Source organism: Nocardioides sp. zg-1228 (assembly GCF_017086465.1).
In the GTDB taxonomy this organism is placed as follows: Bacteria; Actinomycetota; Actinomycetes; order Propionibacteriales; family Nocardioidaceae; genus Nocardioides.
This window is the reverse complement of sequence record NZ_CP070961.1, coordinates 3,203,157-3,228,533: the sequence shown is the minus strand read 5'-3', so window position 1 is coordinate 3,228,533 and position 25,377 is coordinate 3,203,157. Positions and strand designations below refer to the sequence as shown.

General features: G+C 72.3%; 25 protein-coding genes. 12 read left to right on the top strand and 13 right to left on the bottom strand.

The window, feature by feature from the left end; translation table 11 throughout:
• Positions 1-4: 4 nt before the first annotated feature.
• Positions 5-541: a DinB family protein gene (locus JX575_RS15510; RefSeq protein WP_186342739.1), complete on the top strand. Its 537-nt coding sequence runs from the start codon at positions 5-7 to the stop codon at positions 539-541.
• Positions 538-1,056 (top strand): GNAT family N-acetyltransferase, encoded by a 519-nt coding sequence (locus JX575_RS15505; protein WP_186342740.1) that lies wholly within the window; start codon positions 538-540, stop codon positions 1,054-1,056. Before JX575_RS15510 ends, JX575_RS15505 begins: the two co-directional genes overlap by 4 nt.
• Here the strand turns inward: JX575_RS15505 and JX575_RS15500 are convergent.
• Together JX575_RS15500 and JX575_RS15495 are read right to left on the bottom strand one after the other, a co-directional pair.
• On the bottom strand, positions 1,042-2,496 hold the full coding sequence (locus JX575_RS15500; RefSeq protein WP_186342741.1) for a right-handed parallel beta-helix repeat-containing protein: 1,455 nt from the start codon (positions 2,494-2,496) through the stop codon (positions 1,042-1,044). The genes JX575_RS15505 and JX575_RS15500 overlap by 15 nt on opposite strands.
• A gap of 47 nt (positions 2,497-2,543) precedes the next feature.
• Positions 2,544-5,270, bottom strand: coding sequence for a glycoside hydrolase family 3 C-terminal domain-containing protein (locus JX575_RS15495; RefSeq protein ID WP_186342742.1), 2,727 nt, complete (start codon positions 5,268-5,270; stop codon positions 2,544-2,546).
• A 284-nt stretch (positions 5,271-5,554) separates the two neighbouring features.
• Here JX575_RS15495 and JX575_RS15490 point away from each other — a divergent pair, with 284 nt between their 5' ends.
• Together JX575_RS15490 and JX575_RS15485 are read left to right on the top strand one after the other, a co-directional pair.
• On the top strand, positions 5,555-6,205 hold the full coding sequence (locus JX575_RS15490; RefSeq protein ID WP_186342743.1) for a response regulator transcription factor: 651 nt from the start codon (positions 5,555-5,557) through the stop codon (positions 6,203-6,205).
• 130 nt (positions 6,206-6,335) lie between these two features.
• Positions 6,336-6,929: a hypothetical protein gene (locus tag JX575_RS15485; protein ID WP_241005197.1), complete on the top strand. Its 594-nt coding sequence runs from the start codon at positions 6,336-6,338 to the stop codon at positions 6,927-6,929.
• Positions 6,930-6,992: 63 nt separating this feature from the next.
• Here the strand turns inward: JX575_RS15485 and JX575_RS15480 are convergent, their stop codons facing one another.
• The 4 genes from JX575_RS15480 to JX575_RS15465 all read right to left on the bottom strand — a co-directional run bounded on the left by JX575_RS15480 (position 6,993) and on the right by JX575_RS15465 (position 10,364).
• Entirely contained in the window at positions 6,993-8,573 is a 1,581-nt protein-coding gene (locus JX575_RS15480; RefSeq protein ID WP_186340441.1) for a GAF domain-containing sensor histidine kinase, read from the bottom strand.
• Positions 8,574-8,589: 16 nt separating this feature from the next.
• Entirely contained in the window at positions 8,590-9,030 is a 441-nt protein-coding gene (locus tag JX575_RS15475) for a pyridoxamine 5'-phosphate oxidase family protein (protein ID WP_186340442.1), read from the bottom strand.
• Between the two features lie 72 nt (positions 9,031-9,102).
• Positions 9,103-10,035 (bottom strand): SPFH domain-containing protein, encoded by a 933-nt coding sequence (locus JX575_RS15470; RefSeq protein WP_186340443.1) that lies wholly within the window; start codon positions 10,033-10,035, stop codon positions 9,103-9,105.
• A gap of 71 nt (positions 10,036-10,106) precedes the next feature.
• Complete coding sequence (locus JX575_RS15465; protein WP_186340444.1) at positions 10,107-10,364, bottom strand: hypothetical protein; 258 nt, start codon at positions 10,362-10,364, stop codon at positions 10,107-10,109.
• Positions 10,365-10,481: 117 nt separating this feature from the next.
• Here JX575_RS15465 and JX575_RS15460 point away from each other — a divergent pair, with 117 nt between their 5' ends.
• The 3 genes from JX575_RS15460 to JX575_RS15450 are packed head-to-tail and all read left to right on the top strand — an operon-like array spanning position 10,482 to position 14,447.
• Positions 10,482-11,891, top strand: coding sequence for a sigma 54-interacting transcriptional regulator (locus JX575_RS15460; protein ID WP_186340445.1), 1,410 nt, complete (start codon positions 10,482-10,484; stop codon positions 11,889-11,891).
• Entirely contained in the window at positions 11,884-12,453 is a 570-nt protein-coding gene (locus tag JX575_RS15455) for a GNAT family N-acetyltransferase (RefSeq protein WP_186340446.1), read from the top strand. Before JX575_RS15460 ends, JX575_RS15455 begins: the two co-directional genes overlap by 8 nt.
• Complete coding sequence (locus tag JX575_RS15450) at positions 12,450-14,447, top strand: VWA domain-containing protein (protein ID WP_186340447.1); 1,998 nt, start codon at positions 12,450-12,452, stop codon at positions 14,445-14,447. Before JX575_RS15455 ends, JX575_RS15450 begins: the two co-directional genes overlap by 4 nt.
• Here JX575_RS15450 and JX575_RS15445 read toward each other — a convergent pair.
• On the bottom strand, positions 14,444-14,848 hold the full coding sequence (locus JX575_RS15445) for a nuclear transport factor 2 family protein (RefSeq protein ID WP_186340448.1): 405 nt from the start codon (positions 14,846-14,848) through the stop codon (positions 14,444-14,446). The two genes, JX575_RS15450 and JX575_RS15445, sit on opposite strands and share 4 nt — an antisense overlap.
• Positions 14,849-14,897: 49 nt before the next feature.
• Entirely contained in the window at positions 14,898-16,244 is a 1,347-nt protein-coding gene (locus JX575_RS15440) for an AarF/UbiB family protein (protein ID WP_186340449.1), read from the bottom strand.
• 208 nt (positions 16,245-16,452) lie between these two features.
• On the opposite strand from JX575_RS15440, the gene JX575_RS15435 reads away from it, so the two are divergent.
• The 3 genes from JX575_RS15435 to JX575_RS15425 all read left to right on the top strand — a co-directional run bounded on the left by JX575_RS15435 (position 16,453) and on the right by JX575_RS15425 (position 19,593).
• Positions 16,453-16,740, top strand: coding sequence for a DUF1905 domain-containing protein (locus JX575_RS15435; protein ID WP_186340450.1), 288 nt, complete (start codon positions 16,453-16,455; stop codon positions 16,738-16,740).
• A 51-nt stretch (positions 16,741-16,791) separates the two neighbouring features.
• Entirely contained in the window at positions 16,792-17,259 is a 468-nt protein-coding gene (locus JX575_RS15430; RefSeq protein WP_186340451.1) for a hypothetical protein, read from the top strand.
• A gap of 177 nt (positions 17,260-17,436) precedes the next feature.
• Positions 17,437-19,593 carry an MMPL family transporter gene (locus JX575_RS15425; protein WP_186340452.1) on the top strand — a complete coding sequence of 719 codons (2,157 nt, stop codon included), beginning with the start codon at positions 17,437-17,439 and terminating at the stop codon, positions 19,591-19,593.
• A 28-nt stretch (positions 19,594-19,621) separates the two neighbouring features.
• On the opposite strand, the gene JX575_RS15420 is transcribed toward JX575_RS15425, so the two are convergent.
• On the bottom strand, positions 19,622-20,284 hold the full coding sequence (locus JX575_RS15420; protein WP_186340453.1) for a response regulator transcription factor: 663 nt from the start codon (positions 20,282-20,284) through the stop codon (positions 19,622-19,624).
• Positions 20,281-21,408 carry a histidine kinase gene (locus tag JX575_RS15415; protein WP_186340454.1) on the bottom strand — a complete coding sequence of 376 codons (1,128 nt, stop codon included), beginning with the start codon at positions 21,406-21,408 and terminating at the stop codon, positions 20,281-20,283. Before JX575_RS15415 ends, JX575_RS15420 begins: the two co-directional genes overlap by 4 nt.
• 142 nt (positions 21,409-21,550) lie before the next feature.
• Between JX575_RS15415 and JX575_RS15410 the strand changes: the two genes are divergently transcribed.
• Together JX575_RS15410 and JX575_RS15405 are read left to right on the top strand one after the other, a co-directional pair.
• Entirely contained in the window at positions 21,551-22,180 is a 630-nt protein-coding gene (locus JX575_RS15410) for a GNAT family N-acetyltransferase (RefSeq protein WP_186340455.1), read from the top strand.
• Positions 22,181-22,261: 81 nt separating this feature from the next.
• Entirely contained in the window at positions 22,262-22,807 is a 546-nt protein-coding gene (locus tag JX575_RS15405; protein WP_186340456.1) for a hypothetical protein, read from the top strand.
• A gap of 6 nt (positions 22,808-22,813) precedes the next feature.
• Here JX575_RS15405 and JX575_RS15400 read toward each other — a convergent pair whose 3' ends face one another.
• The 3 genes from JX575_RS15400 to JX575_RS15390 form a co-directional block, all read right to left on the bottom strand.
• Positions 22,814-23,155 carry a YciI family protein gene (locus JX575_RS15400; RefSeq protein WP_186340457.1) on the bottom strand — a complete coding sequence of 114 codons (342 nt, stop codon included), beginning with the start codon at positions 23,153-23,155 and terminating at the stop codon, positions 22,814-22,816.
• 77 nt (positions 23,156-23,232) lie between these two features.
• A complete protein-coding gene (locus JX575_RS15395; RefSeq protein WP_206054417.1) occupies positions 23,233-23,607 on the bottom strand; it encodes a PaaI family thioesterase in 375 nt (124 codons plus the stop codon).
• Between the two features lie 61 nt (positions 23,608-23,668).
• Positions 23,669-25,219 (bottom strand): multicopper oxidase domain-containing protein, encoded by a 1,551-nt coding sequence (locus tag JX575_RS15390; RefSeq protein WP_186340458.1) that lies wholly within the window; start codon positions 25,217-25,219, stop codon positions 23,669-23,671.
• Positions 25,220-25,377: the final 158 nt, after the last annotated feature.

The following is a 25,377-nucleotide window of genomic DNA, read 5'->3' as shown; positions in this document are numbered from 1 at the left end:
TGCCATGACGATCGAGCGGCCCGACCCGCCCTTCAGCGCCGACGAGACCACGATGCTGCGGTCCTTCCTCGACCACTTCCGCGCCACGGTCCGGCTGCAGGCCAGCGGGCTCACCGACGCGCAGCTCGACCAGGCGCTGGCGCCGAGCGACCTGACCCTGGGTGGGATGCTCAAGCACCTGGCCTACGTCGAGGACTGGTGGCTCTCCTACCACCTCGCGGCCAACGAGCCGGCTCCGCCGTGGGACACCGCCCCGTGGGGCGACGACCCCGACTGGGACTGGCACAGCGCAGCCGGCCAGACCCACGCCGAGCTCGACGGACTGCTCGCCGCGGCCATCCGGCGCTCCGACGCCTGTCTCGACGCCGCGCTCACGGCTGACCCCGACCCGGGCCGCCCCGTCGCCCGCCGGCGCCCGCCCGAGAAGGGCGAGACCGTCACGATCCGCTGGGTCCTCGTGCACATGGTCGAGGAGTACGCCCGCCACGCCGGCCACGCCGACCTCATCCGCCAGTCGATCGACGGCGCGACCGACGTATGAGCGTGCCCACCGGCGTCCGCGAGGCCACCGACGCAGACTGGGCCGCGATCTGGCCGATCTGGCGTGAGGTCGTCGAGGCCGGCGAGACCTATGCCTACCCGCTCGGCGCCACCTCCGAGCAGGCGCGGGGCTGGTGGTTCGACGGCAGCCGGGTGACCGTCCTCGAGGAGGGCGATCGCGTGCTCGGATCCGCCAAGATGGGCCCGAACCGCCCGGGGCGTGGCGCGCACGTCGGCACCGCGTCCTTCATGGTGGACGCGGCGGCCCGCGGCCGCGGCATCGGGCGGCGGCTCGCCGACGACATGGTGGCCTGGCACCGCGGGCAGGGCTTCGCCGGCATCCAGTTCAACGCGGTCGTCGAGACCAACGTGGCCGCCGTCCGCCTGTGGCAGCAGCTCGGCTTCGAGGTCGTGGGCACGGTGCCGCGTGCCTTCGACAGTGCCAGCCACGGCAGGGTCGGCCTCCACGTGATGTACCTCGACCTGGCCCGGCCCCACGTGTCATCGCGTCCCTGAGACGCCGCGGACCTCGGCGTCGGGGGAGACCCGCACCGGGGTGCCGTCGACGTCGACCGAGTTGCCGGTGACCTCGATCGCGCGTCCGGCCTCGACGTCGATGCCGTTCGCAGGGCCGGTGACCCGGTTGCCGGCGATCAGCACGTCGGTGGCGACGCCGGCGCCCCGGCCGTCGGTGCCCTCGTCCTCGGTCACCACGATCGCCCAGAAGTCGGCGTCGCCCCCGGCGACGGAGTTGTCGCGCACGACCGTCCCGGGTGCGTTGCGCAGCTCGATGCCCACCGCGGAGCCGCGGCTGCCGACGATGTCATTGTCCTCGACGAGGGTGTCCGGGGTGCCGAGGATGACGAGCACCCCCTGGAGGTTGCCCACCAGCCTGTTGTCGTGGACCCAGTTGCCCTCACCGCTCGCGTCGTGCCGGTGCTTCTCGCCTCCGGAGTTGCCCAGTGCCACCGCGGCGGCGGGGACGTCGGTGACCGTGTTGTCGCGGATCTCGTTGAGGTACTCGCCCTCGCCGTGCAGGTCGATCGCGTCCAGCACACCCCCGTCGATGGTGTTGCCCGCGATCAGGTTGTTGTGCGTGGGGAACTGCAGCAGGATGCCGTGCCGCAGGTGCGTGCCGTCCAGGTGGTTGTCCACCACCACGTTGTGCCGTGAGTCGTCGCCGGCGTCGGGGTCGCGCTGGTCGGCCATGCCCTCCACGGCGATGCCGTAGCCCGACCCGCCCGGGCCGACGCTGGTGGCGTCGGCGACCCGGCAGCCGGTCACCGTCACCTCGCGGGTGCCCTTGAGGGTGATGCCGTGGCGCTGGAACAGCTCCACGGAGACGTCCTCGACCAGGATCCGTCGGCTGCCGTCGCCGATCTGCACGCCATACATGGGCCCACCTCCCGGGCCCTCGTCGTCGGGGTCGGTGCCGAGCGCCCCGGTGTGCTCGGAGCTGATGGTGAGACCCGCGACGGCGGCGTCGTGCACGCCCATCGCACGGACGACGGCGCTGTCGTCCTCGCCGTCGAGCGACGTGCGCAGCACGGTGGCGCCCTGCCCGGCCCCGCGCAGCCGCACGCCGTCGGGGAGCAGCAGGTTGGCCTCCGCGTCGTCGGGGTCGGTCGACCGCAGGTCGTAGACCCCGGCGGGGAGGACGACCTCGTCGCCCGCCCCTGCGGTGGCCAGCGCCTCCCGGATGGCCGGGGCGTCGTCACCGGTGCCCGGCTCCGGGTCGGCGTCCAGCTCCGTGACGTCGTACGACGATCCGGTCGGCGGGTCCGGCACCGGGACGTCGACGGGCGTCCCGTCGGTGGCGACCAGCCCGGCCCGCGGACCCGTCGGGGAGCCGGTGGTCGCCTCGGGCGTCGGGCGCGCGGGTGCGGGAGCGTCCCCGGTGCAGGCGCTCAGGGTGAGCACGAGCAGCCCCAGGGCGATCCCGCACCGGCGACGCATCGGCACAGCCGGCCCAGCTCGTTCCCGCTCGTCGCCGGCCTCTGCGACTACCTCCTCCTGGCCTTCTTGACCCGGATCACGAGCGTCCGGGTGGCTCGCTGCGAGACCTCGGACCCGAGGTAGACGAGCTTGACCTTGCGCTTGCCCGCCTTGAGCCGCGAGATCCTGACCTTCGCGATTCCGCGTCGGTCGAGGGTGGCGCGCCCGATCACGCCCCCGCCCTGCCGGACGCGGACCTTGCCTGCGGCGGGCTGTCCGCCCGAGACGACGGCGAACTTGATGCGCGCCCGGGTCTTCGTCGTCACCCGCTTCGGGCGCACGGTCGGCTTCTTGATCCGCGACGGCGCCTTGGTGCTCGAGGGGGTGGTGGCCAGGTCGCGGAGATCCACCGTCCGTCGCAGCGGGAGATCCTCGGACGAGCCGCCGACGAAGATCGTGAAGTCGCCGTCCGGCGTCCTCCACTCGCCTTCCGCCCACAGCTTGAGGTCGTCGGGATCGTCGGGCACGTAGTAGGAGAACGGGTGATTGGACGCCTTGGCGTCCAGGACCACCGTGACGCGGTTGCTCTCACCGGGGGCGAGGCTGACCTTCTGGAACTCGACGAGGCGGTTGAAGTTCTCCCGGGCCTCACGTGGCAGCCTCAGATAGACCTGCGAGGCCTCCTTGCCGGCGACGTCGCCGGTGTTGGTCACGGTGTAGCTGACCCTCAGGCCGGTCGTACGCCGGTCCTGGCGGATCTTGGCCACGTCGAGGTTGCTGTAGCCGAAGGTCGTGTAGGACAGCCCGTAGCCGAAGGGGAACAGCGGCTGGGTGCCGGTCGCCTGGTACCACCGGTAGCCCATCTTGAGCCCTTCGGTGTAGCGGACCACCCGCTGCGGCGCCCCGGGGATCGGGTCGCGACCGATGCCGCCGTCGACTCCCGTGTCCTCCTGGTAGCCCGGGTACTGCTCCTTGGTCTGGTAGGCCGCCTCGCGGTCGGTCCGCCCGAAGGTCACCGGGAGCTTGCCGGAGAAGTTGGTGACCCCGAAGAGCGCGTCGGCCACGACGTTGCCGTCCTCCTGGCCCGGGTACCACGCCTCCACCAGGGTGTCGACCTTGTTGATCCAGGGCATGTTCACCTGCCCCTGGGTCTTCAGCACCATCACCGTGTCGGGGACCGCGTCGAGCATGCGGGGGATCAGCTCCTGCTGGTCGGTGCCCTGCACCGTGGGCAGGTCCAGGTCGGGGATCTCGTTGCCGGCACCCGAGACGTTGCCGCCCGGGTTCTCGTCCTGGTAGTTGCTGTTCTTGTCCCACGTCTCGCGGGCGACGTCGCCGACCATCAGGATGGTCACGTCGGACCTCTGGGCCAGGGCGATGGCGTTGCCGATGTTGGTGGCGTTGTTGTAGGTGACCGTGGCGTCTCCGGCGCCGAGGCTGCGCAGCGTGTTCTGCAGGCCCTCCTGGGGCGTGACCTCGTACGGCGCGTTGACGGAGATGTTGCGCGTCCGGTCACCGCTGCGCGGCGGCAGGGTCGCCTCGCCGGCGAACCACTTGGGGCCGATCAGCGCCACGGAGTCGATCGCCCTGGCGTCGAGCGGCAGCTGCTTGCGCTCGTTGCGCAGGAGCACCAGGCTCTCCGCGGCAGCGTCCTTGGCGACCTGCGCGTGCGGACCACCCTTGGCCAGCTCGTCCTGGAGCTGGTCCCAGCCGAAGGACGTGGCCGGGTCGTCGAAGTCGCCGAACTGGAACATCTTGATGTAGCGGTCTCGGAGCATGTCGTCGATGTCGGCCTCGGTGACCTGGCCGGCGGCGATCGCTGCCTTCACCAGGTCGGGCGCGTACCACTCGGGTGCCTCGTCGACCTCGACGTCGGTGCCGGCGAGGATCGAGGGCACCGTGCTCTGCTGGGCGCGCCGGTCGGAGAACACGTAGCCGTCGAAGCCCCAGTCGTCCCGCAGGGTCTGGCGCAGCAGGGGCGCGCTCTCGCAGTTGTAGCTGAAGTTGACGTAGCCGTAGGCGCACATCACGGAAGCGACCTTGGCGTCCTTGACGGCCATCTCGAACGGCAGCAGGTAGAGCTCGTGCATCGCCCGTGAGGGGACCCGGATCGCCGCGGTCCACCGCTCGAACTGGAACTCGGAGTCGTTGGCGACGAAGTGCTTGGCGGTCGCCTGGCTCACCCCGCGCGCCTGGATGCCGCTGATGATCTTCGACGCGAGCACGCCGGTCAGGTAGGGGTCCTCGCTGAAGAACTCGTTGTTGCGCCCGCCGTAGGGCGTGCGGATCAGGTTGAGCACCGGTCCCCACAGCACCTGGTGGGCCCAGGCCCGCAGCTCCAGGTCGAGCACCTGGCCCCAACGGTCTCCGAGGGGTCGGCTGAACGTCGCCGCCGACGAGATCTGGGCGGGCAGTGCCGTCGCGGTCGGCTCCGGGAGGCAGTCGCCCCCGCGGATGCCGGTGCCGCCGTTGGCCATCCGGAAGTCGGGGATCGCCAGCTCCGGGATGCCCTCGATGTGGCGGCCGATCTGGGTGAAGTCGCACCCCTTGCCGTTGTCCGGGACGCCGTCGTCGAGGTCGTCGTTGTAGAAGGGCTGGTTGAAGATCTGCTGGAGCTTCTGGTCGAGCGTCATCGCGTCCAGCAGCAGCTCGGTGCGCTGCGTCGGTGAGAGCGCGGTGTTCATCCAGGGGAGGTCCGCCTGTCCCGCAGCCGACCGTTGGATGCCGAGGGTGGCCCCCGTGGTCACGACCACGAGGGCGAGCGCGGAAAGCGCGCTGATGAGTGTCTTCTTCATGAGCTACGTCCCCGATCGTTGGCGTGACGTGGATCACTCAGCATGCGCCCGCCCCGGAGGGACAACAAGGACGCCCACGCAGCGTCCGGCACGGTCCGGAGGAGACCGTCCGTGACCTCAGGAAGACAGTGGGAAACTGGGCATCACGGGCGCAGGAGTACGCAGGCCGAGGCTGCCTCAACCACTCGCGGGGGGATCTTGTCGAGGTGGGTCGCCCCGGCGCTCACGGGTCCGGCCAGCGTACGTGTGTGTGGTCCGCGCCGCGCATCTGGTGGAATGTCCGCATGTCCGAGCCGATCCGCGTCTTCCTCCTCGACGACCACGACGTCGTCCGTGAGGGTCTGAAGTTCCTCCTCGAGCAGCAGGAGGACATCGTCGTCGTGGGCCAGTCCGCGACCGCGACCGAGGCGACCGCGCGGATCCCCGCCCTGCGGCCCGACGTCGCCGTGCTCGACGCCCGGCTGCCCGACGGGTCGGGCATCGAGGTGTGCCGGGCCGTGCGGGCGGTCGACCCGTCGATCAACGCCCTCATCCTCACGTCCTACGACGACGACGAGGCGCTCTTCGCCGCCATCATGGCGGGCGCGTCCGGCTACGTCCTCAAGGAGATCCGCAGCTCCGACCTGGTCACCGCCGTGCGCCACGTCGCCTCGGGCCGGTCCCTCATCGACCCGGCCATGACCGCGACCGTGCTGGAGCGGATCCGCAAGGGCCCCGACACCCCCGATGAGCTGAGCTCGCTGACCGACCAGGAGCGCATCCTGCTGGGCCACATCGCCGAGGGCCTGACCAACCGGCAGATCGCCGAGCAGATGTTCCTGGCCGAGAAGACGGTCAAGAACTACGTCTCCAGCATCCTGTCCAAGCTGGGCCTCGAGCGGCGGACGCAGGCCGCCGTGCTGGCCTCCAAGCTCCTCGGTGGCGCCACGCCCTGAGGTCCCTGGGTGGTGGGGACCTTGGTCCCGGCCGATCATGGACGTCCTCCCCTCCACGCGACCCCGCCCCTCGGCGGACAGTAGAGGTACCGGAAGACATCCGGAATCGTGAACCGAGGAGGAGATGACGATGAGCGTCATCCACCGCCAGCACCACATCAGCACCGAGGGCGTCACCACCTCCGAGACCGAGGAGGTCACCCGCCCGGGCTTCGCCCGCGCCCTCGCCGTCCTGCGGATCGCCTTCGGAGTGACCTTCCTGTGGGCCTTCCTCGACAAGACCTTCGCCCTGGGCTTCCACACCGGCTACGACCAGGCAGGCAACCTCGACCGCTTCGGCCCCGCCGCCTGGATCAACGGCGGCAGCCCCACCGAGGGGTTCCTGTCCTTCGGCGTCCCGGCCGACAACCCCTTCCACGGGTTCTTCACCTCCCTGGCCGGACACGCCTGGGTCGACTGGCTCTTCATGGCCGGCCTGCTCGGCATCGGCCTGACCCTGCTGCTCGGGATCGGGATGCGGATCGGCACCGCTGCGGGCGCCCTGATGTACGCCTTCATGTACCTCGCCGCGTTCCCGCTGGAGAACAACCCCATCGTCGACGACCACCTCATCGGCGTCATCGTGATGGTCGTCCTCGCCCTCGGCGCGGCCGGCATGACCTGGGGCCTGGGCCGCTGGTGGAGCAACACCGCACTGGTCCGCAGGTTCCCCATCCTCCGCTGACACCCACCCACACCACACAACCCGGACCCGGCGCCCACAGCGCCGGGTCCTCTCGCGTGTGGGTCACTGCAGCGGCACGCGCCACACCAGCAGCGTGCCGCGCTCGCCGACGCGGGACAGCTCCAGCGTGCCGCCGAGGTCGGCCGCGCGGCGGCGCGCGTTGCGCAGGCCGCTCTCGATCATCTCGTCCGGCAGGCCGACGCCGTCGTCGGTCACCCGCAGCTCGAGGCGGTCTCCCGCGACGACCACGTCGACCTCGGCGGCATCGGCCAGGGCGTGCCGGGCGACGTTGGAGACCGCCTCGCGGAGCACGGCGACGAGCTGGGAGCCGATCTCCGGCGGGACGGCCGTGTCGACGGGCCCGGACGTGCGGACCACCGGGGTGAAGCCCAGCACCGGGACGTACTCCTTGACGAGCTTGCGGATCGCGGCGCGCAGCGAGTCGCCGCGCCGGTCCTGGAGCTCGAAGATGGTGCCGCGGATCGCCTTGATCGTGTCGTCGAGGTCGGCCACCGACTTGTCCAGCCGCTCGGCGATCGCGCTGCCGCCGTTCATCGCCGCGATGCCCTGCAGCTGCAGGCCGGTCGCGAAGAGGCGCTGGATGACGATGTCGTGCAGGTCGCGGGCGATCCGCTCGCGGTCGGAGATCAGCGCCAGCTCCTGACGGTCGGCGAGCGCCTGGGTGCGGTCGAGGGACAGCGCCAGCTGGTCGGCGAACCCGGCGAAGAGGTCACGCTCCTGCACGTCGAGCAGGCTCGAGCCGGGCTCGGCGACCGCGACGAGCGCAGCGACGGGGGCGAGGTGGGAGCGCAGGGGCACGACGACGAGGGGCACGCCGTCGGCGCCGGTCGTCACGACCGCGGCGCTGCTGCCGGGCTCGACGGCCGCCCGCGCGGCGGACATCATGTCGGTGATCCGGTCGGCATCGGCCGTGGCGTCGGGCGCGAGGCTGATCGAGTCGTGCTCGGGGTCGAGCGAGGAGAGCAGCGCCACCGCCCGCGCGCGGGAGACCTGGCGTGCGGTCGAGACGATCTGCGGCAGCACGGCGTCGAGGTCCACGGGCGGCTGGAGGAGCTCGGCGAGCTCGGCCGAGGCCTCCAGCCACTGCCGGCGACGCTCGCTGACGGCGAACGAGCGTGCGTTGCTGATGACGTAGCCGGCGGTGCGGGCGAGCTCCTCGACGAGCCGCTCGTCGGCCTCGGTGAAGGGGCCGCTGCCGGCCTTCTCGGTGAGGTAGAGGTTGCCGAACACGGTGCCCCGGATGCGCAGGGGCATGCCGAGGAACGTCTTCATCGGTGGGTGGTCGGGTGGGAAGCCGACCGACGCGGGGTGGGCGCTCAGGTCGGCCAGCCGCAGGCCCGAGGGGTCCTCGATGATCACCCCCAGGATCCCGCGTCCGCGGGGCAGGTCGCCGATCAGGGCGCGGGTGCGCTCGTCGATGCCCGTGGTGATGAACTCGGCCAGGTCGCCGTCGCTGCTGAGGACGCCGAGCGCACCGTAGCGGGCACCGGTCAGCGCGGTCGCCGCCTCGATGATGCGGGTGAGCACGCTCGTGAGGTCGAGGTCGCTGGAGATGGCCGTGACGGCCTCGAGCAGCGAGCGGGCGTCGTCGCCGAGGTCGGAGGAGGGTGGGGTGGGGGTCACGGGCCCCAGTCTGCCGTCAGGCGAGCCGGCGTACCGGCAGGTGCTGCCACGGGTCCCATCCGTCGCCGAGCTGGCGGCCCGTCACCTCGGTCCACGCGATCCGGACGATGAGGTTGCGCTGGCCGGTGGCCCACGGGCGCGGCTGCCACGACCGGGCGATCTCCGCGAGCTCGTCCTGGTCGTCGACGAATCGTCCGCGTCCGCGCACCACCACGCTCCAGCCCCGCTTGAGCTCGTAGTCGAACTGGTCGACCTCGAAGCACAGCTGGGCGTCACGACCGTAGGTGCCGAGCAGGCTGTAGGCCGTGGTGCGGATCAGGATGGACTCGTGGTCCACGGCGTAGTTGACCGGCAGGATGTGCGGCCCGGTCGGAGTCGTGACCGCGACCCGGCCTGCGACGCCGGCAGTGAGCAGGCGGGTGCAGTCCTCCCGGGACAGGTCGTGCGTGGTGTGCATGGGTCCTCCTTCGGCTCGACTCCCAGCCTCGCCCGGCCGGGTCGTCCTCAGCAGGGCCGAAGGTCCCGCGCGTCAGGGTCCGGAGTTGGTGATCAGCGCGCCGGTCGTCGGCTGGTAGGGGTTGAGGCCCTTGTCGATCGCGTACTGCCGCAGGTAGCCCTCGCGGCCGAGCACCTTGATCCGCTCGGCGATCTTCGCCGCCTCGGCGCGCTCGACCTCGACCTGCGCCTGCGCCGCCTTCACCTGCGCCGCGGCCTCGGCCTCCTTGGCCTTCGCCCGCGCGACCGCCTCCTGCTGGGCGACCAGGGCCGCCTTCACCGACTCCGGCGGGACCGGCTTCTGCAGGGTGATGGCGAAGTTGGTGAAGAACTCCTCGTCGCCGTCGATCTGGCGCCCGACGAGGTCGGGCATCTGCTCGAGGACGTCCTGCTCCCACTGCGCCTTGACGTTGGGGTCGGTGTAGAGCTCGGTGTAGGTGTAGTTCTGGCTGGCGCGGTCGATCGCGGTCTCCAGGGGCCGGCTGATGTAGACGCTGAGCATCGCCAGCCACCCCGCCGAGCCGTTGCCGTCGGAGGAGTCCATGTAGGCGGCGTAGCGGTTGCCGATGAGGTCGTGGAACTTCTGCAGGGTCCGGCAGTCGGTGTTGAGCAGGAACGCGGCGACGCCGTCGACCGACATCTCGATGCCGTCCTTGCTCACGAACGTCACCGCAGCGCGGTCGCCCTGCTGGCCGAAGACGTAGTTGCGCTGCGAGGACGGGTAGGAGTAGTGCTTGTCGCCCGGTCCGTGCCAGGCCCGCTGCGAGCTCTCCACGCAGTCCTGGAACCGGCGGGGGGTGAAGGCGCCGTCGCTGTAGTGCAGCGCCACCTGGTCGGGGCCGGTCGAGACGGTGGTCGGCCGCACGACGACGAGCACAGCGAGCAGGACGGCGACGACCAGCCCGAGGCCCAGCAGGACCTTGCCGGCGCGGCCGACACGCTGTGAGACGGGGGCGATGGAGGGCATGGCGGTCCTTGGGTGCGGTGGGTGGGCGATGGGCGGGCGGTGCGTGCGTGGGTGGGTGGGCGAGCCGGGGTTCAGGCGCCCGGGCCGGGCAGGCCGCGGCCCTTGCGGTGCCGCTGGGCGATCTCGTCGATGACGATGGTGGACAGCTCGGGGGAGACGTCGCGGTGCTGCCAGGCGAGCTCGCGCAGCTGCTCGATGAACGCGTCGCGCTCGGCGAGCTCGGCCGGGTCGGTGGCGAGCGGCGCGGCGGGCGCCGACGTACGACCGAGCCAGTAGGCCACCGGCACGGCCACGACGACCAGCAGGACGAGCAGCGTGACCGCGGGCATGGCGGCATCCTGCCCTGTCGCGACCGGTTCGACCCTCGGTACGCGCCGATCGGGGGAGCTTCTTCCGGGCGTCTTCGAGCGCACTCGACGTTGACGGACCTGCGTAGCGTGGAGGACGTGACGCACGCAGCCCAGCAGACCAGCCAGCACCCCGAGCCCAGCACCCTCGGCCAGCTCCGCGAGAGCGGCCACCGGCTCAAGCCGCTGCGCCAGGAGCTGCGCGACAACCTCCTCGCGCGGCTGCGCGCCGGCGAGGACCCGTGGCCCGGGCTGCACGGCTTCGACGACACGGTGATCCCGCAGGTCGAGCGGGCGCTGCTGGCCGGTCATGACATGGTGCTGCTCGGTGAGCGCGGCCAGGGCAAGACCCGGCTGCTGCGCTCGCTGGTGGCGCTGCTCGACGAGTGGACACCCGTGATCTCCGGGTCCGAGCTGGGCGAGCACCCCTACGAGCCGGTCACGGTGACGTCCCAGCAGGCGGTCGCGACCTACGGTGACGACCTGCGCATCTCGTGGCGTCACCGCGACGAGAGGTATGCCGAGAAGCTGGCGACGCCGGACACGTCGGTGGCGGACCTGATCGGCGACGTCGACCCGATGAAGGTCGCCGAGGGACGCCACCTCGGCGACCCCGAGACGATCCACTTCGGCCTGATCCCGCGCAGCCACCGTGGGATCGTGGCGATCAACGAGCTGCCCGACCTCGCCGAGCGGATCCAGGTCGCGATGCTCAACGTGATGGAGGAGCGCGACATCCAGATCCGCGGCTACGTCCTCCGGCTGCCGCTCGACGTGCTGGTGGTCGCCAGCGCCAACCCCGAGGACTACACCAACCGCGGACGCATCATCACCCCGCTCAAGGACCGCTTCGGCGCCGAGATCCGCACCCACTACCCGCGGCAGGTGGAGGAGGAGATCGCTGTCATCGAGCAGGAGGCCGACCTCGTCGCCGCCGTCCCGCCCTACCTCCTCGAGGTGCTGGCACGGTTCACCCGCCACCTGCGCGACTCGCAGTCGGTCGACCAGCGCTCCGGGGTCAGTGCGCGCTTCGCGATCGCGGGCGCCGAGACCATCGCCGCCGCGGCCCTGCACCGCGCCACCACGCAGGGCGAGGACGAGGCCGTGGCTCGCGTCGTCGATCTCGAGACGGCGGTCGACGTGCTCGGCGGCAAGATCGAGTTCGAGACCGGCGAGGAGGGCCGGGAGACCGAGATCCTCACCCACCTGCTCCGCACCGCGGTCGCCGAGACGGTGCGCGCCCACCTCGCCGGCATCGACCTGCGCCTGCTCGTCGAGGCCATCGAGGAGGGGGCGATGGTCAGCACCGGCGCCCGGGTGGGGGCGCGCGACTTCCTCGCCGGTCTCCCCGTTCTGGGGGAGTCCGACCTCTACGACGCGGTGTGCGACCGGCTGGGGGCCACCAACGACGGCGAGCGCGCCGCCGCGATCGAGCTGGCGCTCGAGGGCCTCTACCTCGCGCGCAAGATCGGCAAGGACACCGAGGCCGGGGAGACCGTCTATGGGTGAGGCGGCCGGCGAGACGCGGGGCGACGGGTTCATCACCCACGTCATCACCCACGACATCAGGCTGCGCCCCGGCACGACGGCCGACATCCCCGCCTTCCGCGCCCTCGGCGAGGCGGTCGTGCCGGCGACCTACGGCCCGATCGACGCGGCGTACGCCCAGCGGATGCTCGACGAGTGGTGGGTGCCCGAGGTCTTCGAGCGGTCGCTGGCGCGCAACGCGCACCTCGTCGCCGAGGTCGACGGCCAGGTCGTCGCGATGGCCGCCTTCGGCCGGCTCTCGCAGTCGCACCGGGACTTCCCCCACGTCACCGGCGACCGCGAGGTGATGTGGAAGCTCTACGTCCACCCCGACCACCAGGGTCGCGGCATCGGCGGCCGCCTGCTGGCCGAGGTCGAGGCGATGGTCGAGGGCGACGTGCTGTGGCTCGAGGTCGTCGACGGCAACCAGCAGGCCTACGACTTCTACCGCGCCCACGGCTTCACCGAGGTCGAGCGGGTCACCGACCGCGACTGGCCCGACGACGTGTGGCTCCGCAAGGAGCTGGGCAGGGGACCGCGGTGAGCCGCTTCCGCAAGTACGACGGCGGCGACCCGCTGGCCCCGCCGGTCGACCTGGCCGAGGCGCTCGACGCCATTGGCCAGGACGTGATGGCCGGCTACTCGCCCGAACGGGCGATGCGTGAGTTCCTGCGCCGCGGCGGCACCGACCGGGCCGGGCTCGACGAGCTCGCCCGGAAGGTGGCCGAGCGTCGGCGCGAGATCCTGCAGCGCAACGACCTCGACGGCACGATGCGCGAGGTGCGCGAGCTCCTCGACCGGGCGGTCCTCGCCGAGCGCGGCCAGCTGGCGCGCGACATCACCATGGACGACGGCGACCGGGCCTTCCGCGAGCTCATGCTCGACAACCTGCCGACCTCCACGCCGGCGGCGGTGAGCGAGCTGTCGTCGTACGACTGGCAGTCGTCGGAGGCGCGCGAGGCCTACGAGGAGATCAAGGACCTGCTCGGTCGCGAGCTGCTCGACCAGCGCTTCGCGGGCATGAAGCAGGCGCTCGAGGGCGCCACCGACGACGACCGGGCAGCGGTCAACGAGATGCTCTCCGACCTCAACGACCTCCTCGAGAAGCACGCCGCCGACGGCGTCACCGACGACGAGTTCCGCGACTTCATGGACAAGCACGGCGACTTCTTCCCCGACGACCCGCAGGACATGGACGAGCTGCTCGACTCCCTCGCCCAGCGGGCCGCGGCGGCGCAGCGGATGCTCAACTCGATGACGCCCGAGCAGCGCCAGGAGCTGATGGAGCTCTCGCAGCAGGCCTTCGGCTCGCCGCAGCTGATGGAGCAGCTGGCGCGGATGGACGCCAACCTCCAGGCGTTGCGCCCCGGCGAGGACTGGTCGGGCTCGGAGAGCTTCGAGGGCGACCAGGGAATGGGCCTCGGCGACGGCACCGGCGCGCTGCAGGACCTCGCCCAGCTCGACGCGCTCGCCGACCAGCTCGCCCAGTCGCACCACGGCGCGCGGATGGACGACGTCGACCTCGACGCGCTGGCCCAGCAGCTCGGTCCCGACGCGGCGGTGGCCGCCAGGACGCTGCAGGAGCTCGAGCGCGCGCTGCGTGACAGCGGCTACCTCAAGCGCGGCTCCGACGGCGAGCTGCGGCTCTCGCCCAAGGCGATGCGCCAGCTCGGCAAGGCGCTCCTGCGCGACGTGGCCGAGCGGATGAGCGGGCGCTCCGGCGCCCGCGAGACGCGCACGACCGGCCTGGCCGGCGAGCCGTCGGGCGCGTCGCGGCGCTGGGAGTTCGGCGACACCGAGCCGTGGGACGTGCCGCGCACGATCACCAACGCGGTGCTGCGTGACGGAGGCTCGTCGCCCGTGCGGATCCAGGTCGACGACATCGAGGTGGTCGAGACCGAGGCGCGCACCCAGGCGGCGGTCGTGCTGCTGGTCGACACGTCGTTCTCGATGGCGATGGACGGGCGATGGGTGCCGATGAAGCGCACCGCGCTGGCGCTGCACCAGCTCATCCGCTCCCGCTTCCGCGGCGACGACCTCCAGCTGATCGCGTTCGGCCGGCACGCCCAGGTCATGGAGATCGAGGAGCTCACCGCCCTCGACGCCCGCTGGGACAAGGGCACCAACCTCCACCACGGGCTGCTGCTCGCCAACCGGTTCTTCCGCAAGCACCCCAATGCCCAGCCGGTGCTCCTCGTCGTCACCGACGGCGAGCCGACCGCCCACCTCGAGCCCGACGGCGAGGTGTGGTTCTCCTACCCGCCCCACCCCCTGACGATCGCCCACTCGGTGCGCGAGCTCGACGCCGCCGCCCGGCTGGGCGCCCAGGTGACGTTCTTCCGCCTCGGCGAGGACCCCGGACTGGCGCGCTTCATCGACTCGATGGCGCGCCGGGTGGACGGCCGGATGGTCAGCCCCGAGCTCGACGACCTCGGGGCCGCGGTGGTCGGGTCCTACCTGGGCTCGCGGGCTCCCGGGTCGTCCTACCGCGAGCAGTTCGGCGAGTGGTACGGCGGCGGGCGGGGCTTCTGGGTCTAGCCGCCCGCGGCCTCCAGCATCCGCAGCAGCTCGGCGCCCATCTGCTCGATGACCGCCTGCAGGGCCTTGGCCGGACGCACCATGACGGTGAAGTCGACGATCTGCCCGGCGTCGTCCCAGGTGATGATGTCGACGCCGGAGACCTGCAGGCCGCCGACGTCGGTGCGGAACTGGAGCACCGCGGAGTCCGCGCCGAGCCACTCCCGCTCGTAGGTCAGTCCCGGACCCAGCACGGTGAACGCGGCCGTGAGGTAGCCGACGACCGTGTCGCGACCCTCCTGGGGCGTGTGCACCGCCGGACTGCGGAAGACCGCGTCCTCGGCGATGAGGCCGGGGAGCCCGGCGGGGTCGCGACTCTCGACGACGGCGTGCCAACGGGCGAGGGCGGCGGCGGCATCCATGCGCGTCATGGTGCCACCCGGTCACGCGATCCGGGCCGATCGCGCGGCGTCAGTCGTCGAAGCCCGGCAGCGACTCCTCGAGGATCTCGCGGAAGGGCGCCGTGGCGCCGAGCTGGCTGAGCAGGCCGATCGCGCCGAGCCAGGTGCGGTGGATGAGCAGGTAGGACGACGGCAGGTTGAGCCGGGTGGCCAGCGAGAAGGACTCGGCCTGGGAGTCGTTGATCCGCTCGAACTGCTCGCGCATCCAGTCGCGGGTGAAGGCGAAGCGCTCCTGCGCCGCGGGCTCCACGAACGGCCCGAGGTAGTCGAGCAGCATCGCCGGGTCGACCTCGATCCCGTCCTTGATGAACCCCTCCTCGCGCAGCCCCGCGACGAGCGACGCCTCGTCGGAGTCGAGCGCGATGCGGATGAGCCGGCCCATCGCCTCGGGGAGCTGGCCCTGGGGGAGTCGGGCGACGGCGCCGAAGTCGAGCACACCGAGCCGGCCGAGTCCGCCGTCGGGAGCCGGGATCACGCGGAAGTTGCCCGGGTGCGGGTCGGCGTGGAGCATGCCGGTGCGCTGCGGTCCCTCGAAGAGGAAGCGCACGAAGAGCTCGCCGTAGTGGTCGCGCTCCTCCTGCGTGCCCACGCGGATGACGTGGGCGAGGGAGTGGGCGGAGTCGAGCCACTCGGTCACCAGCACCTCGGTGCCCACGGCGACCACGGCCGGCACCACGATGTCGGGGTCGTCGGCGAACGCGTCGGCGTAGGCCGCCTGCGCCTGCGCCTCGAGCTCGTAGTCGAGCTCGTCGGCGGCACGCTCCTGGAGCTCGGCGACCAGCGGCTTGACGTCGATGCCGGGGAAGACGGGCGCGACGCCGCGCGCCACGCGGGCGATCTGGCGCAGGTCGGACATGAGCGCCTCGCCGGCGCCGGGATACTGCACCTTCACCGCGACGTCGATGTCGTCGTCGTCCGGGTCGTCGCGCCAGCGACCGCGGTGCACCTGTCCGATCGAGGCTGCCGCCGTGGGTGCGCCGTCGAGCCAGACGAGGCGGTCGGACCAGTCGGGGCCCAGGTTGGTGGTGAGCTGTTCGCGCACGGTCGCGGTGGGCATGGGCGGCGCCGAGTCCTGGAGCGCGGTGAGGTGCTCGCGGTAGGGCGCGGCGACGTCCTCGGGAAGGGCCGACTCCAGCACGCTGAGCGCCTGGCCGAACTTCATCGCCCCGCCCTTGAGCTCGCCCAGCGTGCGGAACAGCTGCTCGGCCGTGCGCTGCTGCACCTCGGTGAGCACCGCGTCGGCCGACTTGCCCCCGAGCCGCTTGCCCAACCCCATGGCCTGGCGGCCGGCATACCCGAGCGGGAGTGCGGCGAGGCGGGCCGTGCGGGCGGCGGCCTTGCGGGGGAGGTCGGTCATTCCCCCATTGTCCCCGGCCGCGCAATCGCGTTGCGCCGTGACCTGCCGCCGGTCCGCTCGTTGACACAGGTGACGAGAGCGCGACCCGTCAGGAGGAAGCCACCGCGGCAGGGGGGCGGTGGCGGAGTGCGGGCGAGGGCCGTGGGGTCCCCCGCCCGCACCCCACCTTTCCGCCCCGGGACGGCCGGACTGCTGGCAGGGTGGGGCGATGGAGATCGACTTCGCCGGCGAGGTGGTCGAGTGGCGCGGCCCTGCGCCGTTCGTGTTCGCGGCCCTGCCTCCGGACGCAGCCGGGCTCGTCGACGAGGTGAAGGCCGACGTCGTCTACTGGGGCGTGGTCCCCGTCCGCGCCCGGATCGGCGACACCGGCTTCGCCACCGCGATGTTCCCGCGAGAGGGCACGTGGTTCCTGCCGCTGAAGGTGGCCGTCCGCCGCGCCGAGGGCATCGAGCTGGGGGAGGTCGTCGAGGTGCGGCTGCAGGTCGGCCGCGACTGAGCCGCGGCCGCGGGGGTGCCGCCGGGGCGCCGGGCACGTAGCCTCGATCGGGTGCAGCGACTCGTGCTCGGCGTCGTCGTGGCGGTGCTGGCCACCCTGGTCGCACCCGCCCCTGCCCAGGCCCGGAAGGATCGCAGCGACGCGATCCCGTACGGCGTGATTCCCTACTCGGGCGTGCTGATCGGCGTCAGCGAGCCCTCACTCGTCGACCATCGCGTCCGCGTGAAGTTCAGGCGGGTCGGTGGGCGGGGGCAGCGCCATGTGCGGGTGGGCGAGCGGCACAAGCTGCCGGGCACCTTCCGGTGGAGTCGCTACCGCTACACCGACGTCGTCGAGCTCGGCGTCGGTGAGAAGTTCATCTTCACCACCGAGGGCGCGCTGCCCTGCGCGCCGGCCAGGGATCCGCTCGGGATCGTGGTCGAGATGAAGGTCAAGATCCCCGGCAAGCCCTGGCCGAGCTGGCGGGTCTACAGGCGTGCGGACCACCTCCTCCACGACTGCGCGGTGTCGTCCTCGTGATCTCGGACCGGCGCTCAGCCGGCCGGGCTCACCGAGCCCCACGCGGGGCGCACCCGTCCCTCCTCACCGATCCGACCGTCGCCTGGTGACGACGCTGCTCTCGCCTGCCGCGGCCTGTGCGGGTCCCGGCTCGTGCCTAGCGTCGTGGGCTCGAGCAGCTGAGCGGAGGAGCGTGAGGTGGAACGACTAGCGCGAGCGTGTGCGCGCCGACGGTTCGTGGTGCTGGCCGCGTGGGTGGTCCTGGTGGTGGCGGTGTCGGTGCTCTCGGGAGCGGTGGCCGGGGAGACCAGCGACGACTACGCCCTGGCGGGCTCGGAGAGCGAGCGTGCCGCCCAGATCCTGCAGGAGGCCGGGTTCGACGTGGGCGCCGGGACGCAGGCGCAGCTGGTGTTCCGCGTCGACCAGGCGGACGATGACGGCCTGCGCGCCGAGGTCGACGCGGTCGCCGACCGGGTCCGGGACGAGGTCCCCGAGGCGCGGGTGGTCAGCCCGTACGAGCCGGAGGGGGCCCGCCAGCTCTCGCCGGACCGGTCGATCGGCTACGTCGCCGTCGACCTCCCCCGCATGGACGCGGCGGAGCTCGCCGACGTGCAGGAGACCCTCTCGGGCATCCGCGAGACCTCACCCGACCTGCGCCTCGAGGTCGGCGGGATCGCGGTCGAGCAGGAGGCCGAGGGCGGCCCGCCGAGCGAGCTGATCGGCATCCTCGCCGCCGTGGTCATCCTGCTGTTCGCCTTCGGCTCCGTCATCGCCATGGGCCTGCCCATCCTGGTGGGCGTCATCGGAGCGGCGAGCGGCATCGCGGCCGTCGGCATCGGAGCGCGGTGGGTGGACATGCCGAGCTTCGCGGCACCGGTGAGCGCCATGATCGCGATCGGGGTGGGCATCGACTACGCGCTCCTCGTCGTGACGCGCTACCGCGAGGCGCTCGCCGGCGGCGAGGAGCCGGCCGAGGCCGTCGTGTCGGCGCAGGCCACCGCCGGCCGGTCGGTGCTCTTCGCCGGGGTCACCGTCGTGATCGCGTCCCTGGGCCTGGTGCTGATGGGCCTCGAGCTCATCACCGGGGTGGCGCTGGGCATCGCGGTCTCCGTGCTCCTGACGATGCTGGCCGCCGTGACGCTGCTGCCGGCGATGCTGGCCGTCGTCGGGCGCCGCATCGACCGGTACTCGATCCATCTCCGCAGGCGGGGTGGCGCAGCGGCGGACGGAGCGGCCGACGGAGCGATCGCGCGGAGGTGGAGCCGGCGGATGCAGCGCCACCCGCTGCCGTGGGCGTTGGCGTCCACCGCCGTGCTGCTGGTGATGAGCATCCCGGTCCTCGACATGCGCCTCGGCTTCTCCGACGCCGGCACCAAGCCGCCGAGCGACACCGCCCGGCGTGCCTACGACCTGATGGCGGAAGGGTTCGGCGCGGGCTCCAGCGGCCCCCTGGTCGTCGCGGTCCGGACCGGCGAGGGGTCCGGGCCTGCGGTCCTCGACCAGCTGCAGGAGGAGCTGGCAGGCACGCCCGGCGTCGCCGCCGTCAGCCCCCCGGCGGTGGGGGAGGGCGGGGACGTGGCGGTGCTCCAGGTCGTCCCCGGGACGGGACCGCGAGACGAGCGCACCACCGACCTGGTCCACCGCCTGCGGGAGGACGTCGTCCCCTCGATCGTCGCCGGGGAGGACGTGGAGGTCGCCATCGGCGGCACGACAGCGGCGGCCGTCGACTTCGCCGACTACACCGCCGAGCGCCTCCCGGTGTTCCTCGCCGTGGTGCTCGGTCTCGCCCTCCTGCTCCTGGTGGCGGTGTTCCGCGGGATCGCGGTCGCCGTGAAGGCCGTCGTCGTCAACCTGCTGTCGATCGGCGCTGCCTTCGGGGCGACGGTCGCGGTCTTCCAGTGGGGGTGGGGGGTGGAGCTGCTCGACCTGGGGGCCAGCGCGCCGGTGGAGGCCTGGGCACCGATGATGCTGATCGCCATCGTGTTCGGCCTCTCCATGGACTACGAGGTGTTCCTCCTCTCGCGCATCAAGGAGGAGCGTCACCGCACCGGCGACAGCTCCGCAGCGGTCGTGGAGGGCCTGGCCCGCACGGCACGGGTGATCACGGCTGCTGCTGCGATCATGATCTGCGTCTTCGGCAGCTTCGTCCTCGGCAGCAGCAGGGAGCTGCAGCTGTTCGGCTTCGGGCTGGCCTTCGCCGTCCTCGTCGACGCGACCCTCGTGCGGATGGTGCTCGTGCCCTCGGTGATGCAGCTGCTGGGCGACCGGGCCTGGTGGCTGCCGCGACCGCTCGACCGCGTGCTGCCCACGCTCGACATCGAGCCGCCGGAGCCCCGGCAGGGGGAGCCGGCATGACCGGCGTCCCCGTGCCCGAGGTGCGCCCTCAGTCGACGGTGGGGTCGACCAGGCCGGCGCGGTGGGCCAGCACCACGAGCTGGGCGCGGTCGCGCGCGCCGAGCTTGGTCATCAGCCGGCTCACGTAGGTGCGGGCGGTCTCGGGGCTGAGGAAGAGGGCGCGGCCGATCTCCTCGTTGGACAGGCCCAGGCCGACGTGGGTGAGGATCTCGAGGTCGCGCTCGGTCAGGCCCGCCAGCTGCTCCTCGCGGCTGCGCCTCGTCGGGAGCCGCGCGATCCGGTCCATCATCTGCCGCAGCACGCCGGGCGCCATGTCCGCCTCGCCGGCCGCCGCCCGCCGGACGGCGCGCCGCAGGTCCTCGGCGTCGATGTCCTTGAGCAGGTAGCCGTCGGCCCCGGCGGCGAGCGCCGCCACGACGTCGTCGTCCTCGTCGAACGTCGTCAGGACCAGCACGGCCGCGCTCTTGAGGGACGGGTCCCGACGGATCTCGCGGATCGCCTCGTGGCCGTTCATCGTGGGCATCTGGAGGTCCATCAAGAACACGTCGGGGGAGTGCTCGCGCCCCAGGGTGAGGGCCTCTCGCCCGTTGCGGGCCTGTGCCACCACGGTCAGGTCGTCGGCCACGTCGAGGATGGCCCGAAGCCCTTCGCGCAGCAGTCGCTGGTCGTCGACCAGGAGCACCTTGATCACGTCGCCGCCTCCCAGGGGATCGTGGCGTGGACGCGCCAGCCGCTGCTCGCGGTGTCGACGGTCAGGACGCCGCCCAGGTCCGCGACCCGCTCGCGCATGCCGCTCAGCCCGTGTCCCAGCTCGACCGGCGCGGTCCGGTGGCCGGCGCCGTCGTCGCAGATGCTCACGTCCACCGTGTGCGAGCCCGCGCAGGAGACGCGGACCTCGATGCGGCGGCCGGAGGAGTGCTTGAGCGCATTGGTGATCCCCTCCTGGGCGAGGCGGTAGATCGCCGCGCCGACGGGCACCGGCACGGCGACGTCCGGCACGTCGACGCGTACGTCGTAGCCGGCGGCGCGCGGTGCCTCGGCGAGGTGACGGATGTCCTCCAGGCCCGGCCCGGCCAGGCTGGCGTCCTGCTCGCGCAGCACCCGGACCGTCCGTCGCAGGTGCGACAGGGCCTCCGAGACCGCCGTCCTGACCATCGTGAGGCTCTGGTCCCTGCGCTCGGGTCCCACGTCGCGCTCGAGGGCCAGCCCCGCGTAGATCGACGCGACCGTCAGCGAGTGACCGATCGAGTCGTGCAGGTCGCGGGCCAGCGTGAGGCGGTCGTCGCGCTTCGTCACCTCCGCGTCGAGGTGGCGCTGACGCGCCAGCAGTCGGGTCACCTGGTCGCGCCTCAGGCGCAGCTGGCGGGTGGTGCGCAGGCTGTGGCCGAGGGCGATCACCGCGGCCATGAGCGCGACGTGGGACGCGAGCTCGTAGGCGAGGACGTAGGCCAGGTTCTGGTTCGAGGCGACCCGGTAGCCAGTGGACCCGAGCAGGGTCACGGCGCCGGTCGCCACCGCGGCCCGCGTGTGCCCCATCTCGGCCGCGGAGAAGAGGGCGGCCGCGACCGGCACGGCGACGCCCATGGCGGGGAATCCGGCCGCGTGATAGCTGAAGTAGCCGATCGTCGTCAGCACCAGCACGAGCAGCGGGTGGGCCCGCCGGATCAGCATGAGCAGCCCGAGGCCCACCGTCCACACGTAGGCCAACGGGTTGATCGGTCCCGTGAATCTGCCGCCCTGCCCCGAGGTGACGATCGTGGCCAGGATGACGATCACCCCGACGGCGAGCAGCACGTCGACCTTGCGGGCGTTCACCTCGCACCGTCCATTGCTCGATGCTAGGACGACATCGCGTCGCGCGGCGTCGCTCGCAGGCGACTCTCTCGATGGACACGAGCGGACGGGTGTCGCCTCCCGTCGATGGGCGCCCGTCCTCGGCGTTCCTACGGTGGGGGACGTGAAACCATCCCCCGCCTCACCAGCGGTCGGACGCCTCGCGCGGGCCGAGCGGAGCGCGGCCGTCGACCTCGTCGCCCGAGCGATGGTCGACAACCCGCTGCACGTGGCCGCCTACGGCGACGACCCGGACGTGCGCCTCGTCGCGCACCGCAGGCTCGTCGGCGGCGCCATCGGTGTGATGGACGCGCTGGACGTTCTGGCGCTGAGGTCCCGCGGCCGGGTCGTGGGGGTCGCCGGGATGGTCCCGGCCGGTCGCTGCCGGCCCACGGCGCGACAACGGCTCCGGCTGCTGCCGGTCCTGGCGAGGCTGGGACCCCGGGCCGGACGTCGGGTGGCGGGCTGGCTCGGGGAGTGGTCCCGGCACGACCTGCGCGAGCCGCACGTGCACGTCGGTCCCGTCGCCGTGCATCCGGACCTGCAGGGACGCGGGCTCGGCACCCGCCTCATGGCGGCCGTCTGCGCGGAGCTCGACTCCTCGGGGCTGCCGGGCTACCTGGAGACCGACAAGGCCGCCAACGTGCCCTTCTACGAGGGCTGCGGCTTCGAGGTGGTGGGTTCGGCCTCGGTCATCGGGGTCGAGAACTGGTTCATGCGTCGCCCCTCCGCGGCGCCGGTCCAGACCGCCTGACCTCCCGGGGGCAACCTCGGGGCCGGACCGTGCGTCTCCCTCTCGTCCCGCCCGGGCACCTGACATGAGAACGGACACCCCATGCGTACGACCCTCCTGAGCACCGCGGCCCTGGCGGTCGCCGCCCTCGCCCTCAGCCCGCTCGCCCCGGCCGGCGCCGCGGTGATCGACGTCACCGACCCCGCCGACCTCGGCCACGGCGTCGACCTCCGCGCGGTGCGGGTCGAGCACAAGGCGCGCAACATCGTCGTGACGACCACCCACGCCAACCTGCGCAAGACCTGGCGCAGCGGCTCCTCGGGATCGGTCTTCCTCGACACCGACCCCGCCGACCCGAGGCCCGAGTACGTCTTCGCCAGCGGCTACTTCGACGGCACCGACTACCAGCTGCTGTCGGTCGACGGCTTCGCCGCCAAGAAGTGGGGCGAGCCGGTCGAGGGCAGCTACCGGCTGCGCATCGACTACGACCGCGAGCAGGTGCGGATGCGGGTCGCCCGCGCGGCGCTCGGCTCGCCGGATCAGGTCCGCGTCGCCGTGCACGTGGCAGGGACGCGCCCCGACGGCTCGAACGCCGGCACGGACTGGCTCGGCGAGCCGCGCAGCTTCACCGACTGGGTCGCTCGGTAGCCGGCGCTACGTGACGACGCGGACCTCCTGGGGCCAGCCGCACCCCTCGGCGATCTTGCCGGCCCACAGCTTGGCCGCATCGATGTCGGGCACGTCGACGATGGTGATCCCCCCGAGGTATTCCGTGCTCTCGGTGTAGGGCCCGTCGGTGATGGTGATGGTGCCGCTGGTGGCGTCGGCAGTGAACGCCTCGGCCATGTCCTCCTCGAGGCCGCCGGCGAAGACCAGGACCCCGGCGTCCTTCATCTCCTCGATGACCGCCTTGCTCGGCGCCACCCGGCCCTGGAACCACTCGGCAGGGTGGTCGCCCACCCAGTGCTGCTGGAAGTAGATGGCGTACTTCGTCATGTCGATCCTCCTCCTGCGGCCGCCCCGTGCGGCCGGTCACCACTCTGACGGACGAGCAGGGCCGAGATCGACAGGCGTCAGTCGGCCAGGAGCGCGAAGGTGGCGAGCGCGTGCACCAGCGTCCTCCCCTCCTGCTCGACGTCGGCCTCGCAGACGGTGAGGCTGTCTCCGCGCTTGCGCACCCGGGCGGTGACTTCGAGGGGCCCGGGCCTGCCGGGGCGCAGGTAGGTGAGGGTGAGCTGACTGGTGGCGGGGGTCTCGCCGTCGACGGCGCTCCGGATCGCGGCGCCCATCGTCGCGTCGACCAGGGTGGCGAGCATGCCGCCGTGGACCGTGCCGGCCGCGTTGAGGTGCCGCTCGTCCGCCTCCACCGTGAGCGTCGAGCGTCCGTCCGTCGCCTCGGGGGTGTCTGCGCCGATCGTCGCCAGGAAGTCGTGCTGGGTGTGGGTCACGTGTCGCCGTACCCCTGACCCGGCGCTTGATCCCCGCCCCCCGCGCGCGCGGGCGCCGGGCTCAGTGGTCGTGGTCGGCGCCTCCGAGCTCGACCGGGTCGTCGTCGCCCGGCTCCACCACGACGAACTGGCCCATCATGCCGTCGTCCTCGTGCAGGAGCAGGTGGCAGTGGAACATGTAGGGGCGGGTGGGGTCGGCGTAGTCGTCGAAGCGCATGATCAGGTCGTAGGTGCGCAGCGGCTCGAGGTAGACGGTGTCCTTGAGCCCGGCCAGCTCCGGTGGCGGCGGTGAGCCGTCGATCGCGAGCACCTGGAACTGCACATCGTGCACGTGGAAGTTGTGGGGGAACAGGTTGCGGCTGTGCACGCTCCAGACCTCGACGGCGCCGAGGTGGGCGGTCACGTCGACGCGATCCATCTCCATCTGACGGCCGTTGATGTCACGACCCTCGAGCTCGAACGTGCGCCGGACGTCGGCACTCGACTCCTCCAGCCGTTCGATCGCGGCCAGGGTGCCGGGGACGAAGACCCCGGCGTCGGGCCGGGCGGCCACCCGGAACTCCACGAGGTCGGCCTCGTCCTCGGCCCCGAACGCCTGGGGGGCGGCGACGTCGCCGAGCTCGGCCCCGAACGTGCGCAGGTGCACGGTCTCCCCGGCCTCGAAGGTGACCACCAGCTCGGCCCGCTCGCCCGGCGAGAGCCGGACGGTCTCCACCGCGACGGGCGCCTCGAGCAGGCCGCCGTCGGAGGCGACCAGCTGCACGGTGCGCCGGTCCGACATGCCGATGTCGTAGGTGCGGGCGGTCGACCCGTTGAGCAGCCGCAGCCGGGTCCGGGCGGCGGAGACGGTGAAGGTGGCGCCCGCGACGCCGTTGGCGAGCATGAGGTTGCCGAGCAGGCCGATCTCGTTGCCCCCGTCGTCGAAGACGAGGCGTCCGTCGACATCGATCAACTTGTCCTGCACGATGATCGGGACGTCGTCGACCCCGTACGTGCTGGGCAGCGCGGGGCCCTCAGCGCCCGCGTCGTCGAGGACGAACAGCCCGGCGAGACCGCGGTAGACGTGCTCCTCGGTCTCCCCGTGGGGGTGCGGGTGGTACCACAGGGTGGCGGGGGCCTGCCGGACCTGCCAGGACGGGCTCCACGTCCCGCCGCCGGCGGCGATCGGCTGGTGCGGGCCCCCGTCCATCTCCGCCGGCAGGTGCATGCCGTGCCAGTGGACGGTCGTCTCGACGTCGAGCTCGTTCACCACGTCCACCCGCACGTCCTCGCCGACGGCCGCCCGGAGCGTCGGCCCGAGGTAGCTGCCGTTGAAGCCCCACGTCGGGGTCCGCACGCCCGGGCGGAACTCGTGGGTGCCCTGCTGGATCGTCAGCGAGAAGACGCGCGTCCCGTCCTCCAGCCGGGAGTCGGCCAGGGGTGGGATCGGGAGCGGGGTGTCAAACTCGACGGGCGGCTCCCAGACGTCCGGTCCGCCGCACGCGCTGGCGAGGGTCGTCACCGCGAACCCCGCGAGCCCGGCCTCGAGCAGCCGCCGGCGGGTCAGGCGGACCGGCCGCCGGCCGGGGAGGCGAGGGGGACGGGACGGGCTGGGGCGGTGTGGACGCGACATCTCCTCGAGGCTAGGGACGACCGCGCCCGCGGCCATGCGGGCAGGGGCGACACCTGCCTCGCTCCCGGGCGACTGTCCAACCGCGGGTCCCGTACGCGTCGCGTCCCGGCGTCCGTGGTCACGCTCTGCGGGGACTCCGCCGCCCGCTCCCGCTCCGT